A 15,957-nucleotide genomic window follows, 5' to 3' on the forward strand; every position below is an offset into this window, starting at 1 on the left:
CGGCCGTCGGGGTGGCTCAGGGGGTGACGGGGCGCGGCGGGAGCGGCAGACTGGACGGGTGTCCGCCCTGGGATCCCTCGCCCGCCACCTCGGTCACCAGCGGTGGTTCGCCGCCACCATGCGCGTGCTCGTCCCCGCCGACCGGCTGGTCGGCCGGCTGACGAAGGGGCGGGTGGTCGCGTTCGGGTTGGTGCCCACGCTGGTGCTGACGTCCACCGGCCGCCGCTCCGGCCGGCCCCGCAGCAACCCCCTGCTCTACGTGCCGGACGGCGACGCCTACGTGGTGATCGGCTCCAACTGGGGGCAGCAGCACCAGCCGTCGTGGACGTTCAACCTGCTGGCCCAGCCCTCCGCCGAGGTCGACGTCAAGGGTCGCCGGATCCCGGTGCGCGCCGAGCAGGTCACCGGCGCCGACCGGGACCGGCTGTTCGACCGGCTGGCCCAGGAGTGGCCGGCCTACCGCACCTACGTCGAGCGGGCCGGTGGCCGCGAGATCAAGGTCTTCCGTCTCGTCCCCACCGCCTGACCCTCCGGTGGGGCGTCAGCCGAGGCCGCCGACTCCGATCAGGGTGCCGATCAGGTAGGTGGCGCCGGCCGCCAGCGCGCCGAGCAGCAACTGCCGCAGGCCGCTGGTCCACCACGAGCGGTAGGTGAACCGGGCCACGATCGCGCCGGCGACGAAGAGCCCCACCCCGCCGACGGCGAGCGCCAGCCAGAGGCTGGTGAACCCGAGCAGGTACGACAGCAGCGGCACCAGGGCGCCGATCGAGAAGCAGACGAACGACGAGATCGCCGCCGCCCACGGGCTGGGCTGGTCGTCCGGGTCGACGCCCAACTCCTCCCGGACGTGCACGCGCAGCGCCTCCTCCGGGTTGCGCCGGACCGCCTCGGCGACCTGGGTGGCCAGCTCACGGGGCAGGCCGCGGGCCACCCAGGCGTCGGCCAGCTCACGCGCCTCCGCCTCCGGGTGCCGTTCCAGCTCACGCCGTTCCTTGGCCACCTCGGCGGCGACCTGCTCGTTGGCGGACCGGACGCTCGTGTACTCGCCCAGGCCCATCGAGATGGCGCCGGCCACCAGGCCGGCCGCGCCGGTCAGCACGACGCTGCGCGGCGACACCCCGCCACCGCCGACGCCGGCGATCAACGCGATGTTCGTGACCAGCCCGTCCATCGCGCCGAAGACGGCCGGCCGCAGCCAGCCGCCGGACACGTCCGCGTGGTGCGCCTCGCGCAGCGCCGCCGGGGTCTCGGTCACGGCAGCGTCAGGATCTCGTAGCCGTCGTCGGTCACGACGATGGTGTGCTCGAACTGCGCGGTCCACTTCCGGTCCTTCGTGACGGCCGTCCAGCCGTCGTCCCAGACGTCGTACTGGTGGGTGCCGATGGTGATCATCGGCTCGATGGTGAACGTCATGCCGGGCTCCATCAGGTCGGTGGGGCGCGGGCTGTCGTAGTGCGGCACGTAGAGGCCGCTGTGGAAGGCCTCGCCGATGCCGTGACCGGTGAAGTCGCGGACCACGCCGTAGCCGAACCGCTTGGCGTACGACTCGATCACCCGGCCGACGACGTTGATCTGCCGGCCCGGCGCGACCGCCTTGATGCCGCGCATCATGGCCGTGTGGGTCCGCTCGACCAGCAGCCGGGCCTCCTCGCTCACCTCGCCCACGCAGAACGTCGCGTCGGTGTCGCCGTGCACGCCGTTCAGGTACGCCGTGACGTCGACGTTGATGATGTCGCCGTCCTGGAGCACCGTCGTGTCGGGGATGCCGTGGCAGATCACCTCGTTGAGGCTGGTGCAGCAGGACTTGGGGAAGCCCCGGTAACCAAGCGTCGACGGGTAGGCGCCGTGGTCGCAGAGGAACTCGTGCACCACCCGGTCGATCTCGTCGGTGGTCACCCCCGGCTTGCAGTGCTCGCCGGCGAGCTGGGTGGCCAGGGCCGCGAGCCGGCCGGCCACGCGCATCTTCTCGATGGTCTCCGGTGTCTGCACGTGCGACCCGCGCCACTCCTGCGGGCGCTTCTTGCCCACGTACTCCGGTCGCGGGATGTGGGCGGGGACCGCTCGCCACGGGGAGAGCGTGCCGGGGGTCAGCGGCGCACGGACGGTCATGCCCTCAGCCTATCGCCGCCCTCGACGACGACCTCGCCACGGCTCGGTGGGGAGGTTGTTGCCGTGCCGCAAACGCTGTGCCATTGTTGCTGCGTGGATCAAGGGGGTGCGCCGCCCGTCTTCTCCGTGACGGCGCAGGGTGACGGCGACCACCGTCATGTGTTGGTCACCGGCGAGGTCGACATGGCGACCGCCGACACCATGTTTCAGACCGCGCTGCGCGAGCCCGCCACGCGGCTGCTGCTCGACCTGCGGGCGGTCACGTTCTTCGACTCGGCCGCCATCCACGCGGTGGTCCGGCTCTCCCAGCGGTTCCCGGCCGCGCTCACCGTGCTGCCGTCGCGGCAGGTCCGGCGCGTGCTGGAGATCTCCGGTCTGGGTGAGCAGGAGTGGCTGGCCGACGCCTGAGCGCACGACCGGTCTAGTCGGCCAGCCGGCGTCGCAGCGTCAGCTCGGTGCCGTCTCCGGTGCGGGTGACGCTCATCTCTCCGAGCGCCTGGATCAGCCCAAGCCCGCGGCCCCGGAACCCCGACCCGCTGGGCTCGCGCCACCGGCCGCTGTCCCGGACGGTCGCGGTCACCGTGCGACCGACGATGGTGACGTCGACCTCGATGGACGGGTCGACCGGGTCGACCGGGTGCTCGATCGCGTTCGCGGCGGCCTCCGAGATCGCCACCGTCAGGTCGAACAGGTCGGTCTCGTCGACCCGGTGGGCGACGAGGAAGTCCTCCAGGCGCTTGCGCAGCACGCTGAGCCGGGTCGGGTCGGCCGGCAGCCGCAGCGCGAAACGGTGCCGCTCAGCCGCCTCCAGCGCCAGCACCGCCACGTCGTCGTGCCGGGGTCGCCCGGCCACGCGCTCCACGACGGCGTCCACCAGGTCGGCGACGTGCCCGCCGCCGGCGGCGGCGTCGACCCGTAGCTGGCGGAGCCCGGCGTCGATGCCCTCCTCGCGGTCCTCGATCAGACCGTCGGTGTAGAGCAGCAGCCGACCGCCGGGGGCGAGTTCACCCTCGGCGGTCGGATAGGTGGTGCCGGGGATCGCCCCGACCGGCGGTCCGAGGGCCCGATCGTGCAGGAACGCCACATCGTCTCCGCGAATCAGCAGGGGCGAGGGATGACCCGCGCTGGCGTACCGGAGGCGGCCGGTGCGCGGGCAGAAGGTGAGGCAGACCACAGTGGCGAAGGAGCCGCTGCCGGTGGAGTGCACCAGCCGGTTGAGCCGGGTCAGCGCCTCGCCTGGGTCGTAGCCCTCCAGCACGTACGCGCGCAGCGCGTTGCGGAGCTGACCCATCGCGGCGGCGGCCCGCACCCCCTTGCCGACGACGTCGCCGATGACCAGCACCAGCTCGTCGTCGGGGGTGCCCACCACGTCGTACCAGTCGCCGCCGACCTCCACGTCGGCGCTGCCCGGCAGGTAGCGGCTGGCCACCAGCGCGCCGGGCAGTTGCGGCAGCGTACGCGGCAGCAGGCTGTGCTGGAGCGTGGTGGCGATCCGATGCTCGGCCTCGTAGAGCTGGGCGTTCTCCAGCCGTACGCCGACCAGCCGGGCCAGCTCGGTCAACGCCGCCTGCTCCGCGCCGCCGTCCTCCCGACGCCACACCCGCAGCTCGCCGAGCTGCTCACCGGTGGTGCCGGTGAGCGGCAGCACCGCGGACGGTTCGGCCGGCAGGTCCCCGCCGGTGTCCTCCTCGTGGCGGACGCCGGTGGCGACCACCAGCACCCGGCCCGCCTCGGCCAGGCCGATCGCGTGTTGCGCGGCCACCCGCACCACCTCGGCCGTGGAACGGGCGGTGTTGATCGCCACCGCGGCGTCGGCGAGCGCCCGCAGCCGGCGGATGATCTGCCCGCGGAGCTGGCCCAACTCGACGTTGGCCCGGACCCGGGCGACCAGTTCCTGGCTGGAGAAGGGCTTGGTGAGGTAGTCGTCCGCGCCGGCCGACAGGCCGGCCACCTCCTCCGCCGCGCCGGCCCGCGCGGAGAGCAGCACGATCGGCACCCCCCGGGTGACCGGATTGGCGCGCAGCGCGGCGACCAGCCCGAAGCCGTCCAGCCGGGGCATCATCACGTCGGTCAACACCAGGTCGAACGGGCTGTCCACGGCCAGCCGCAACGCCTCCACGCCGTCGGGCACGGCCACCACCTCGTACGCCGGGGCGAGCAGCCGGCTGACGTGCTCCCGCAGGTCGGGGTTGTCGTCGGCGACCAGGACGCGGCCGGAGCCGCCGGGTGTGCCGGACGGCTCGGGCAGCCCCACGGGCCGGGCCACCTCGTCGGTCCAGAGCGCCGTCTCGGCGACGTACAGCCGGGCCTGCTCCGGCTCGGTCAGCGGCACCGGCGCCAGCGCGGACACCCGGTCGGCGGGCAGGTGCGCGTAGCCGAACGGCACGGTGACGGTGAACGTGGTGCCCCGTTCCACGACGCTGTGCGCGGTGACCGTGCCGCCGTGCATCTCGACCAGCTCGCGGACCAGCGCGAGCCCGATGCCGGTGCCCTCGTGGGTACGCGAGCGCGCGCCGGCCACCCGGTGGAACCGTTCGAAGACCTGCGGCAGCTCCTGTGGCGCGATGCCGACGCCGGTGTCGCTCACCTCCAGCACGGCGGCCCCGTCGCCAGGGCGCACCCGGACCACGATGTCGCCCTCGAAGGTGAACTTCACCGCGTTCGACACCAGGTTGAGGACGATCTTCTCCCACATGTCCCGGTCGACGTAGACCGGTGCCGGCAGGGGCGGGCAGTCGACCACCAGCCGCAGCCCGGCCCGCTCGGTGGCCGAGCGGAACGTGCTGGCCAGCCGGGCCGTGTAGTCGGGCAGGTCGGTGGGTTGGTAGCGGGCGGCCAGCCGGCCGGACTCCAGCCGGGAGAAGTCGAGCACGGTGTTGACCAGCTTGAGCAGGCGCAGCCCGTTGCGGTGCATGACGGTCAGCGGGTCGAGGTAGCGGTCGGGCAGCTCCCGGTCGGCGAGCATGTCCTCCAGCGGCCCGAGGACCAGCGTCAGCGGGGTCCGGAACTCGTGGCTGACGTTGGCGAAGAAGTTGGTCTTGGCGCGGTCGAGCGCGGCCAGCTCGGCGGCGCGGGCGCGCTCCTGCTCGTACGCCCGCAGCTTGCCCACGGCCCGGGAGACCTGCGCGGCGACCAGGTCGACGAAGTCGCGGTAGTCGTCGCTGAACGGCAGCCGGCGGGACACGCCCAGCAGCAGCGCGCCGGCCGGCTCGTTGGTGGCGGCCAACGGCAGCAGCAGCGCCTGGTCGGCGGCGTCCGGCGGGACCGCGCCGGGCAGGTCGGCGGTGGCGACCCAGCGCGGCTCGGTCAGCGGCTCACCGGCGGGCCGACCGGGCCAGCCGGCGAGCGTGGCCGGATCCACGCCGGCGCAGCCGGCCAGCGCCGGGGTGCCGTCGGCGTCGTGCAGCCACAGCGCGCTGAACGGCACGTCGTCGCGGTGCGCGTCGAGCACCCGCGCCACGGCCCGGCCCAGCTCCAGCGTGTTCGGCACGTCGCCCAACTCGTTGCCCAGCTCGGCCAGGGCCCGCAGCCGGCGCTCGCCGAGCACCCGGCCGGTGGTCTCGTTGACGAAGCAGAAGATGCCGTTGACGGTGCCGTCCGCGTCGCGGATCGGGTCGTACGAGACGTCGAAGTAGACGTCCTCCAGGAAGCCGTGCCGGTTGATCACGAAGGGGTGGTCCTCACCCCGGTAGGGCACGCCGGTGCCGCGCACGCCGTCCAGCAGCGGGCCGAGCACGTCCCAGGTCTCCGCCCAGTGCAGCCGGGCCGACTGCCCGATCACGGCCGGATGCTTCTCGCCGATGGTGGGCCGGTAGGCGTCGTTGTAGAAGGCCAGGTGCTCCGCGCCCCAGAACACCACCATCTGGGCGCGGGAGGCGAGCATGGTGCTCACCGCGTGGCAGAGCGCGGCGGGCCAGCCGTCCGGGGTGCCGAGCGGGGTGGTGGACCAGTCGAAGCCGCGCAGCCGCTCGCCCATCTCACCGCCGGCGGCGAACGCGGCGGTCAGCAGCGGCGGGAGCGACGACTCGCCGGCCGCCGGGGACGACCAACCGGCGTCCCCGCCCCCCTGGGCCGAGCCCATGCAGCCTCCCGCTCCGGCCTCATATCCCCGACGGCCGGCGCCGCTGCGCCGACCGTCCCTGGCTACTACCCCGACGGTGGAGCAACGTAACGCATTCGGCGCGATGGACGCTGGTTACCTCCGCCTCATCCTGTCGTAACCGGCGGGCCGGGGCGACCCCGGCTCGCCCCCGGGTTGATCAGCCTCACAGCGGCGTGACGTACGCGCCGGTGATGCCGCCGTCGACCACGAACTGCGCGGCGGTCATGAACGAGGCGTCGTCGCTGGCCAGGAACGCCACCGCGGCGGCGATCTCGGTCGGGTCGCCGAACCGCCCCATCGGCACGTGCACCAGCCGGCGGGCGGCCCGCTCCGGGTCTTTCGCGAACAGCTCCAGCAGCAGCGGGGTGGCGACCGGGCCGGGGCAGAGCGCGTTGACCCGGATGCCCTCGCGGGCGAACTGCACGCCCAACTCGCGGGTCATCGCCAGCACCCCGCCCTTGCTCGCCGTGTACGCGATCTGCGACGTGGCCGCCCCCATCAGGGCCACGAACGAGGCGGTGTTGATGATCGAGCCCTTGCCCTGCCGCCGCATGTGCGGGATGACGTGCTTGCAGCACAGGTAGACGCTCGTGGTGTTGACCCGCAGCACCCGCTCCCAGGCGTCCAGCCCGGTCTCCAGGATTGAGTCGTCGTCCGGCGGCGAGATGCCGGCGTTGTGGAACGACACGTCCACCCGGCCGTGGCGGGCCACCACGCCGTCGAACAGGTCGCGGACCGCCGTCTCGTCGGCCACGTCGGCGGCCACGAACTCGCCGCCCACCTCGTCGGCGGCCCGGGTGCCGGCGTCGGCGTCGATGTCCACGCAGACCACCCGCGCGCCCTCGGCGGCGAAGCGCCGCACGGTGGCCAGCCCGATGCCACTGCCCGCGCCGGTCACCACCGCCACCCGGTCGGAAAGCCGTCCCTGCACTGTGATCACTCCTCGGTGCCGATGAACACGTTCTTGACGTCGGTGAAGGCGTGCAGCGCGTCCGGACCCAGCTCCCGGCCGAGGCCGGAACGCTTCATCCCGCCGAACGGGGTCCAGTAGCGCACCGACGAGTGCGAGTTGACGCTGAGGTTGCCGGCCTCGACCCCCCGGGCGACCCGCACGGCCCGACCCACGTCCCGGGTCCAGATCGAGCCGGAGAGGCCGTACTCGGTGTCGTTGGCGAGCCGGACCGCGTCCGCCTCGTCGTCGAACGGGAGCACCGAGACGACCGGGCCGAAGATCTCCTCGCGCCAGTGCCGGTCCGTCGGGGAGTCGGCGAGCAGCACGGTCGGGGCGTACCAGAAGCCGGGGCCGTCCGGGCGGGAGCCGGTGAACGCCACGGTCGCGCCGTCGACGTACCCGGCGACCCGGTCCCGGTGCGCGGCGGAGATCAGCGGCCCCATCTCGGCCGTCTCGCGGGCCGGGTCCTCCACCCGGAACGCCCGCACGGCCGGTTCGAGCAGCTCCAGGAAGCGGTCGTACACCTGACGCTGGACCAGGATCCGGGAGCGTGCGCAGCAGTCCTGGCCGGCGTTGTCGAAGACCGCGGACGGCGCGGTGGCCGCCGCCTTCGCCAGGTCCGCGTCGGCGAAGACGATGTTCGCGGACTTGCCGCCCAGCTCCAGCGTCACCCGCTTCACCTGGTCGGCGGCACCGGCCATGATCCGGGTGCCGACCTCGGTGGAGCCGGTGAAGCAGATCTTGCGGACCGCCGGGTGGGTGACGAACCGCTCGCCGACCACGCCGCCCTGGCCGGGCAGCACGGCGAACACGCCCTCCGGCAGCCCGGCGTCGAGCGCCAGCTCGGCCAGGCGCAGCGCGGTCAGCGGCGTCAGCTCGGCCGGTTTGAGCACCACCGTGTTGCCGGCGGCCAGCGCCGGGGCGAGCCCCCAGCCGGCGATCGGCATCGGGAAGTTCCACGGCACGATCACGCCGACCACGCCCAGCGGCTCGTGGAACGTGACGTCGAGCCCGCCGGGCACCGGGATCTGCCGGCCGGTCAGCCGCTCCGGCGCGCCCGCGTAGTAGTCGAGCACGTCCCGGACGTTGCCGGCCTCCCAGCGCGCGTTGCCGACGGTGTGGCCGGAGTTGCGCACCTCCAACTGCGCCAGCTCCTCCAGGTGCGCGTCCACCTCGGCGGCGAACCGCCGCAGCAGCCGCGCCCGGTCCCCCGGCGCCACCCGACGCCACCCCTCGTACGCGGCAGCCGCCCGCGCCACCGCGGCGTCCACCTCCGCCACGGACGCGGACGCCACCTCCGCGATCGCCGTCCCACTGACCGGCGAGATCACCTCACCCACGCGCTCCCCTACCTCTCGCCATCCCTCGCCATCCCTCGCCTCCCGCCTCGTCGATCTTGCAGATGTTGCCCGGACAAAAGCCTCTCATGCCGCGAAAAGCGGGCCGCAAGTGCAAGATCGGCGAGGGACGGGGGCGGGGCGGGGGCGACAGGCGGGGTCAGAGGCGTTCGAAGCCACGGGTCAGCTCCCAGTCCGTGACGGCGGCGTCGAAGGCGGACAGCTCGACCTTCGCCTGGTTGGCGTAGTGGGCGACCACCTCGTCGCCGAACGCCTCCGGGGCGACTGTCGAGCCCTGCCAGAGGTCGAGCGCGTCCCGCAGCGTGCCGGGGACCCGCTCGGCGGCCGGGTCGTCGTACGCGTTGCCGGTGCACTCCTCGGCCAGCTCCAGCTCGTGCTCGATGCCGTGGACCGCGCCGGCCACCAGCGCGGCGATCGCCAGGTACGGGTTGACGTCCGCCCCCGGCACCCGGTTCTCCACCCGCATCCCCTGCCCGTGCCCGACCAGCCGCAGCGCGCAGGTGCGGTTGTCGGTGCCCCAGCGCAGCGCGGTCGGCGCGAACGAGCCCGGCTGGTACCGCTTGTAGGAGTTGATGTTGGGTGCGAAGAGCAGACTGAACTCGCGCATCGTGGCGAGCAGCCCGGCCAGCACCCGCTGCCCGGTCACGCTCAGGTGCGCCGGCCCGTCGCCAAGCATCGCCGACGAGCCGGACGCGTCACGCAGCGAGAAGTGGATGTGGCAGGAGTTGCCCTCCCGCGCGTTCGGCTTCGCCATGAACGTGATCGCCATGCCCTCCTGGGCGGCGATCTCCTTCGCCCCGTTCTTGTAGACGACGTGGTGGTCGGCGCAGGCCACCGCCTCGTCGTACCGGAAGGCGATCTCGTGCTGGCCGAGGTTGCACTCGCCCTTCGCGCTCTCCGGCGTCAACCCGGCGGCGGCCATCTCGGTGCGGATGCGGCGCAGCAGCGGCTCCACCCGGGCGGTGCCGAGCAGCGAGTAGTCCACGTTGTACTGGTTCGCCGGGGTCAGGTCGCGGTAGCCGCGCGACCACGCCTCCTCGTACGAGTCGCGGTAGAGCACGAACTCCAGCTCGGTGCCGGCGTACGCGGTCAGCCCGTGCGCGGCCAGCCGGTCGAGCTGCCGGCGCAGGATCTGCCGGGGCGAGGCGACCACCGGGCCGGAGCCGTCCAGCCACTCCAGGTCGGCCAGCACCATCGCGGAGCCGGGCTGCCACGGCGTCCGGCGCAACGTGTCCAGGTCGGGCTTCATGGCGAAGTCGCCGTAGCCGCGTTCCCAGCTCGACATCGCGTACCCGTCGACGGTGTTCATGTCGACGTCCACGGCGAGCAGGTAGTTGCAGCCCTCGCTGCCGTTCTCGAGCACGTTGTCGAGGAAGAACGGCGCGTGGATCCGCTTGCCCTGGAGGCGACCCTGCATGTCGGTGAGGGCGAGCACCACCGTGTCGATCTCGCCCTCGGCGACGGCGACCCGCAACTGCTCCAGCGAGAACGGCGTTCTACTCATCAGGGGGCCTCCATCACCAAGGTCTACTGGCAAACCGGATCACCGTCAATGCCCCGGTGGGACCGGGTGCGAAACCGGGGAGAGCACATGCGTCGTCGGATCGTCGCGGCCGCCGTGGCCGTCCTCGCGATCGGGTTGGGCGCCACCGACGCCCGCGCCGACCGGCAGCCCACCGCCGCCCCCGACCGGCCCGCCGTCGAGACGGCGCCGCAGCCGGACCTGGTCGACCTGCGCCCGGCCGACGTGGAGCGGCACGTCAGCCGCCCCCGGCGGCCGGCGACCGGCTACGACCTGACGAACCCGCAGGTGGTCGCCACCGGTTTGGTGGTGCCCTGGGGGCTGGACTTCCTGCCCGACGGCAGTGCCCTGGTCGCCCAGCGGGACCCGGGCACCATCCTGCGGGTCCGCCCCGGCCGGCCCGCGCAGCAGGTGGCCCGGATCGCCGACGTGGTCGCCGGCGGCGAGGCGGGCCTGCTCGGGCTCGCCGTCTCCCCCACCTACCGGCGGGACGGCTGGGTGTACGCCGCCTACACCACCGCCACCGACCTCCGCGTGGTCCGGTTCCGGCTGGCCGCCACGCCGGTCCCGCAGGTGCTGCTCAGCGGCATCCCCCGGGCCACGTTCCACGACGGCGGGCGAATCGCGTTCGGCCCCGACGGGCTGCTCTACGCCGGCGTCGGCGACGCCGGGGTCCCGGCCCGCGCCCAGGACCTGACCAGCCGCAACGGCAAGATCCTGCGGATCCGCCCGGACGGCGGCGTGCCGGCGGACAACCCGTTCCCCGGCTCGCCGGTCTACAGCTACGGCCACCGCAACGTGCAGGGGCTGGCCTGGGACCGGCACGGCCGGCTGTTCGCCACCGAGTTCGGGCAGAACACCTGGGACGAGGTGAACCGGATCGTGCCGGGCGGCAACTACGGCTGGCCGATCGTGGAGGGCGTCGCCGGCGACCCCCGCTTCCGGGACCCGGTCGTGGTCTGGCCGCCGGCACAGGCGTCCCCGAGCGGCGCGGCGTTCGCCCGGGGCACGCTCTACGTGGCCGCGCTGCGCGGTACCCGACTCTGGGCGGTGCCGGTCGACCACGACGGCACGGTCGGCGTACCGGTGGCGGAGCTGGTCGGGACGTTCGGCCGCCTGCGTACCGTCGCGGTCGCCCCGGACGGCGCGCTCTGGGTGACCACCAGCAACCGCGAGCCGCGCAACGTCCCACCGGCGGCCGACGACGACCGCGTCCTCCGCTTCCCGCTCACCCACCGCCAACCCACACCCTGACCCAGCGGTACGCGGACAGCCGCCCACGGCGTCAGCCACGCGCCCGCGCCCAGGCCAGGAAGCGGCGGTGCAGGTCCGGCACATGGTCCGGGTTCAGCCGGGCGAGGTGTTCGTGCGCCTCGGCCATCAGGCCGCCCAGGTGGAACAGCAGCCCGACGCGGTCACCCCGGTACTCGACGAGCAGCGACAGCCGCGCCGGCTGACAGGGCCACTCCGCGCCGCAGTTGCGGCACCGCCACAGCGGGCGCGTGGGCACGTGCGGCACCCGTCGGCGACCCGTCACCATCGGCCTCCTGGTGGTTCGTGTGGAGGGGGCCGCCCGGCGAATCGTCGGAACCGGGCGGCCCCGGGCTGGAACCCGCCCGCGCCCGTCTGCGGCGAGCGGATCCGCCTACGTGACAGTCTGCTGAGCACACCGCTACGGTCGGAAGGCATCGAGCCTGGTCACGAAGCCCCTGTGCGGGCGCGGGACGGTCAGCGGATGCCGAGTGCACCTCGGATCAGATCTGTGGAGGAACTGTGGAGGAACCGACAGCGGAGTTGATCCGGGCACAGATCCGCCGGCTGCGGAACGCGGCCGGTCTCAGTCAGGAGGAGTTCGGCAGGCTGGTGGACTACTCCGCCTCGATGGTGTCGGCCGTCGAGACCGGCGGCCGTCCGTACGATCGCCTCTTTCTGGCACGCGCAGACGAGGTGCTGAACTCCGGCGGCCTGCTTGTCGCCCTGCTCAAGATTGCCGAGCGAGACGGTCTGCCGTCGTGGCTCAGGCCGTGGCTCGACGCGGAGCGCAGCGCTCGACAGCTTCGGTGTTTCCATCCGACGCTCATCCCGGCCCTGCTCCAGACCGAGAACTACGCCCGCGCAGTCATTCGGTGCGACGGTCTGCTCACCGACACCGAGGTGGATCGTCGGGTGACGGCGCGGATGGATCGCCAGGACGCGCTGCGACAGGAGAACCCGCCGCAGCTCGTGGTCGTGTTCGACGAAGGCGTGTTGCACCGACCCGACGAGAGCTTCCGGGGCCTGCTGTCCCAGCAGATCGAGCACCTGATCGCATGTGCGGAGCGTCCGCACATCAGCATCCACGTCCTTCCGCTGCACGTCGGGCTGCACATCGGCATGTCCGGTCCGTTCACCCTGGCCCGAGGCGAGGAGGGCGGCTGGGTCGCCAGCATGGAGTGTCAGCTCACCACGAGCGTGATCGACGGCGATGCCGACGTGGCTACTCTTCTGTCACGGTGGGAGATGATTCGGAGCGAAGCATTGCCCCGCCGGCAGTCGATCGAACTCCTGAAAGAGGTGGTGACGTCATGGATCTGAGCGACGCGACCTGGCACAAGGCGACCCGCAGCGGCAACACGGACTGCGTGGAGGTGGCGGCCAACCTGCCGGGCGTGGTGCTGGTACGTGACACGAAGGACCGCGACGGCGGCACCCTCCACGTCACCCCGTCATCGTGGCGCTCGTTCATCACCCTGACCCGGCAGTTCCCCACCGCCCCCTGATCGCGGAACCCACAGGGTCCACCGCCGCGTCGGTGGAACGCCATGGCTGTCTCAGGCACGTTTTGACAGCCATGGCGTTCCACCGGCGTCGACCAACCGACGCACCGCTCCCACGTGGCGGACGATCCCTCTCGCATGCCGGGAGTCGAAGAGATCTTGGAAGGAAGGTGCCCCTCCAGGGGCCATCTCCTTCCAAGATCTCGGCCGGGTCGGCTCAACCCGCCCACCCTTCCGGACGACAAGCGGGTGATCATGAGGTTGACGGTGGTTTGGAGATCCACAACTGCCGCCAACCTCATGATCGACGCCGAAGGGCCGAGGGCCGAGGGGGCGGGTGCCGGGGGGTGTTGGTCAGGAGGGTGGGGTGGGGGTGTCGGCGGGCAGCTCCTCGACCGTTCGGCGGGGGCCGGTGAACCAGGTGCGGGCCGAGGCGTACCACCAGATCGCGACGCCGAGCAGCACCCCGCCCACCGCCAGCGGCGCGTAGTTCACCGCCGTCCAGGAGAAGTCGGGATGACCCGGCACGCCGGCCGGGACGATCGGCAGCACGAAGTAGACCGAGATGACGGCGATCTCCACCACCGCGATCCAGCCGAGCAGCCGGTAACGGCGGCCGAGCGTCCACGGGCCCGGGACGAACCGGTCCCCCATCCGCAGCCGCAGGAAGATCGGGATGATGAACGACAGGTAGAGCCCGATCACCGCCACCGACACCACCGCGTAGAACGCGACCGGGATGCCGCCGCGCTGGTAGAGCGCGGGCAGCGTGAGCACCAGCCCGGCCAGCGTGGCGCCGATGATGGCGTTGACCGGCGTACCGTTGCGGTTGACCTTCGACCAGAGCCGCCAGCCCGGCACCGCCCGGTCCCGGCTGAACGCGTACGCCATCCGCGACATCGAGGTCACGCAGCTCATCCCGCAGAAGAACTGCCCGATGGTGGAGATGATGATGACCACCTTGAAGAAGAACGGGGTCAGCGCCGTCTCGAAGATCGCCCCGGAGAAGCCGCCCGCGGAGTTGATCGCGTCCACGTCGGTGGCGGCGAACAGGAACGCGAGCAGCAGGATCCAGCCGCCGACGGCGGAGTAGAAGATCGACCGCCACAGTCCCTGCGCGGCGGCCTTGGACGCGCCCCGGGTCTCCTCGGAGACGTGCGCGCAGGCATCGAAGCCGGTGATCGTGTACTGCGTGAGCAGGAAGCCCAGCGGCAGCACGTAGAACCAGAACGTCAACCCGCCGGTGTCCCCGTCGCCGAAGCCGGAGTTGTTGAACCGCTCGGTGAACACGAACTGGAAGCTCTGGTGCTCGTCCGGAACCAGGACCAGGATCAGCACCACCACGGCCGCGCCGGCCACGTGCCACCAGACCGAGACGTTCTGGAGTACGTCGATGATGCGGTGCCCGTAGATGTTGATCAGGCCGTGCAGCGCGAGGATCACCACGAACAGCCCGAACGTCTGCTGGCCGGTGCCGGCCCAGCCGTCGACGAGCGCCGACAGCGTCAGGTTGAGGAACGTGGCGCAGCCGTAGTCGACCGAGGCGGTGACCGCGACCAGCCCGATCAGGTTGAGCCAGCCGGTGAACCAGCCGTGCACCGGCCGACCCATGGTCGCCGCCCACCAGTAGATCCCGCCCGCGGTCGGGTAGGCGGAGACCAGCTCGGCCATGCAGAACCCGATGACCAGGATGAACATCGAGATCAGCGGCCAACCCCAGGACACGGCCACCGGGCCGCCGTTGTTCCACGCCTGACCGAACGTGGTGAAGCAGCCGGCCAGGATCGAGATGATCGAGAACGAGATGGCGAAGTTGGAGAAGCCGCTCCACTTGCGGCGCAGCTCCTGTTTGTAGCCGAGTTCGGCGAGTCGTCGGGCGTCGTCGTCCATCGGCTGCTCGGCGGTCGGCGCGGGCGTCGTGGCCACTGCACACCTCCTCGGGCGAGTGCTCGCAGTCTGCTCCCGCCGATCAAGGTGGTCAATACGCGTACCGGTTAAATGCGTTGTCCCGGTTCCCGGACCGGGGCATCCTTGGAGCTGTGACCAGGCCCGACCCGACGGGCCGGCACCGGGCGCTCGGCAACGCCCGGTCCGCGGCGGCGCGCGGCGTCCACCTCTCTCTCACTGAAGTACGGCGTCTCGCCGTACCCCCGGACGCCCGCGCCGCCGCTCCCTCCCGACCCGACGGTCACCATCAGCCCGGGAAGGCCACGTCTCTCGAACCGGCGCAGGGGCCCTGGTTGTCGACACTTATACAACGTTGTAAATTGACAGGTGTCCACCCCGACCGAGGAGGTAATCCTGGACTGCGCACTGGCCTTCGACGCCACCTACGCCCCGCACGCGGCGGTCGTGATGTCCACCGTCGCCGCCCAGATGCCGACCGAACCGCTGCGGTTCTGGCTGGCCGCCGACGACGACGTCACCGAGCAGGCCCGGGCCTCGCTGACCCGGGCGGCCCGGCACGCCACCGTCACCTTCCTGACCGTGGACCCGCCTCCGATCCGCCTGCCCGGATCCCGCGAGCCCCACCTGAGCTATCTCTCCGCCGCCATGTACCTGCGGCTGCTGATCCCGCACTCCCTGCCCCCGGGCGTCGACCGGCTGCTCTACCTCGACTCCGACGTGCTCTGCACCGGCTCCCTGGCGCCGTTGCGCGACGTCGACCTGGGCGACACGCCGGTCGGCGCGGTCCGGGACGCGTTCACCCGCCGCCTCATCGACAACGGCGGCCTGCCCGGCATCTACGGCTACCGGGACCTCGACGCCCAGGCGCCGTACCTGAACTCCGGGGTGCTACTCATCGACGTGCCACGGTGGCGGGAACTCGAGATCACCGCCGCGGCGCTCGACTACATCGCCCGCCACGCCCACGAGGCGCGTTTCCCGGACCAGGACGCGCTCAACCACGCGGTCTACGGCCGGTGGACCCGGCTCCCCAAGCGCTGGAACCACATGATGGCGTGGCGGCTCGACCCGACCGTCGGCGGGAGCATCACGGACGCGTCCATCATCCACTTCGCCGGCCCGGTGAAGCCCTGGCATCCGGCCTTCCCGGACGGCGTGTTCCGACAGCTCTACCGCAGGCACCGTCGTCGCACCGATCTGGTCACCGCCCGGCCCCGGGCGGGATCACTCACCGCTTCCCGCCGGTGACG

Annotated in this window: 14 protein-coding genes; 6 read left to right on the forward strand and 8 right to left on the reverse strand. The window is 72.3% G+C overall.

The window, feature by feature from the left end; translation table 11 throughout:
- Window positions 1-58: 58 nt before the first annotated feature.
- Window positions 59-526 (forward strand): nitroreductase family deazaflavin-dependent oxidoreductase, encoded by a 468-nt coding sequence (locus TPA0908_RS06460; RefSeq protein WP_281935573.1) that lies wholly within the window; start codon window positions 59-61, stop codon window positions 524-526.
- Window positions 527-541: 15 nt separating this feature from the next.
- Here the strand turns inward: TPA0908_RS06460 and TPA0908_RS06465 are convergent, their stop codons facing one another.
- On the reverse strand, window positions 542-1,255 hold the full coding sequence (locus TPA0908_RS06465; protein WP_281935575.1) for a VIT1/CCC1 transporter family protein: 714 nt from the start codon (window positions 1,253-1,255) through the stop codon (window positions 542-544).
- The gene (gene map / locus TPA0908_RS06470) at window positions 1,252-2,109 is read right to left on the reverse strand and encodes a type I methionyl aminopeptidase (RefSeq protein WP_281935577.1); all 858 of its coding nucleotides are present in this window, start codon (window positions 2,107-2,109) and stop codon (window positions 1,252-1,254) included. The genes TPA0908_RS06465 and map overlap by 4 nt, the downstream gene beginning before the upstream one ends.
- Before the next feature lie 93 nt (window positions 2,110-2,202).
- On the opposite strand from map, the gene TPA0908_RS06475 reads away from it, so the two are divergent.
- Window positions 2,203-2,517, forward strand: coding sequence for an STAS domain-containing protein (locus TPA0908_RS06475; protein WP_281935580.1), 315 nt, complete (start codon window positions 2,203-2,205; stop codon window positions 2,515-2,517).
- Window positions 2,518-2,530: 13 nt separating this feature from the next.
- On the opposite strand, the gene TPA0908_RS06480 is transcribed toward TPA0908_RS06475, so the two are convergent.
- From TPA0908_RS06480 to TPA0908_RS06495, 4 genes are all read right to left on the reverse strand, one after another.
- A complete protein-coding gene (locus TPA0908_RS06480; RefSeq protein ID WP_281935582.1) occupies window positions 2,531-6,190 on the reverse strand; it encodes a SpoIIE family protein phosphatase in 3,660 nt (1,219 codons plus the stop codon).
- A 184-nt stretch (window positions 6,191-6,374) separates the two neighbouring features.
- Window positions 6,375-7,142, reverse strand: a complete 768-nt coding sequence (locus TPA0908_RS06485; RefSeq protein WP_107156082.1) for a 3-oxoacyl-ACP reductase — start codon at window positions 7,140-7,142, stop codon at window positions 6,375-6,377.
- A gap of 5 nt (window positions 7,143-7,147) precedes the next feature.
- Window positions 7,148-8,503: an aldehyde dehydrogenase family protein gene (locus tag TPA0908_RS06490; protein WP_281935586.1), complete on the reverse strand. Its 1,356-nt coding sequence runs from the start codon at window positions 8,501-8,503 to the stop codon at window positions 7,148-7,150.
- Between the two features lie 157 nt (window positions 8,504-8,660).
- Window positions 8,661-10,025, reverse strand: a complete 1,365-nt coding sequence (locus TPA0908_RS06495; RefSeq protein WP_281935588.1) for a glutamine synthetase family protein — start codon at window positions 10,023-10,025, stop codon at window positions 8,661-8,663.
- A gap of 87 nt (window positions 10,026-10,112) precedes the next feature.
- Between TPA0908_RS06495 and TPA0908_RS06500 the strand changes: the two genes are divergently transcribed.
- The gene (locus tag TPA0908_RS06500) at window positions 10,113-11,297 is read left to right on the forward strand and encodes a PQQ-dependent sugar dehydrogenase (protein ID WP_281935589.1); all 1,185 of its coding nucleotides are present in this window, start codon (window positions 10,113-10,115) and stop codon (window positions 11,295-11,297) included.
- Window positions 11,298-11,328: 31 nt separating this feature from the next.
- Here TPA0908_RS06500 and TPA0908_RS06505 read toward each other — a convergent pair whose 3' ends face one another.
- On the reverse strand, window positions 11,329-11,553 hold the full coding sequence (locus TPA0908_RS06505) for a flavin reductase (RefSeq protein WP_308447815.1): 225 nt from the start codon (window positions 11,551-11,553) through the stop codon (window positions 11,329-11,331).
- A 263-nt stretch (window positions 11,554-11,816) separates the two neighbouring features.
- On the opposite strand from TPA0908_RS06505, the gene TPA0908_RS06510 reads away from it, so the two are divergent.
- Both TPA0908_RS06510 and TPA0908_RS06515 read left to right on the forward strand, forming a co-directional pair.
- The gene (locus TPA0908_RS06510; RefSeq protein WP_281935591.1) at window positions 11,817-12,617 is read left to right on the forward strand and encodes a helix-turn-helix domain-containing protein; all 801 of its coding nucleotides are present in this window, start codon (window positions 11,817-11,819) and stop codon (window positions 12,615-12,617) included.
- A complete protein-coding gene (locus TPA0908_RS06515; RefSeq protein ID WP_281935593.1) occupies window positions 12,608-12,802 on the forward strand; it encodes a DUF397 domain-containing protein in 195 nt (64 codons plus the stop codon). Before TPA0908_RS06510 ends, TPA0908_RS06515 begins: the two co-directional genes overlap by 10 nt.
- A 351-nt stretch (window positions 12,803-13,153) precedes the next feature.
- On the opposite strand, the gene TPA0908_RS06520 is transcribed toward TPA0908_RS06515, so the two are convergent.
- A complete protein-coding gene (locus TPA0908_RS06520; protein WP_281935595.1) occupies window positions 13,154-14,725 on the reverse strand; it encodes an amino acid permease in 1,572 nt (523 codons plus the stop codon).
- 348 nt (window positions 14,726-15,073) lie between these two features.
- On the opposite strand from TPA0908_RS06520, the gene TPA0908_RS06525 reads away from it, so the two are divergent.
- Entirely contained in the window at window positions 15,074-15,955 is an 882-nt protein-coding gene (locus TPA0908_RS06525) for a glycosyltransferase family 8 protein (RefSeq protein WP_281935597.1), read from the forward strand.
- Window positions 15,956-15,957: the final 2 nt, after the last annotated feature.

Origin of the sequence: Micromonospora sp. AKA38 (genome assembly GCF_027925725.1) — a bacterium.
Taxonomy (GTDB): domain Bacteria; phylum Actinomycetota; class Actinomycetes; order Mycobacteriales; family Micromonosporaceae; genus Micromonospora.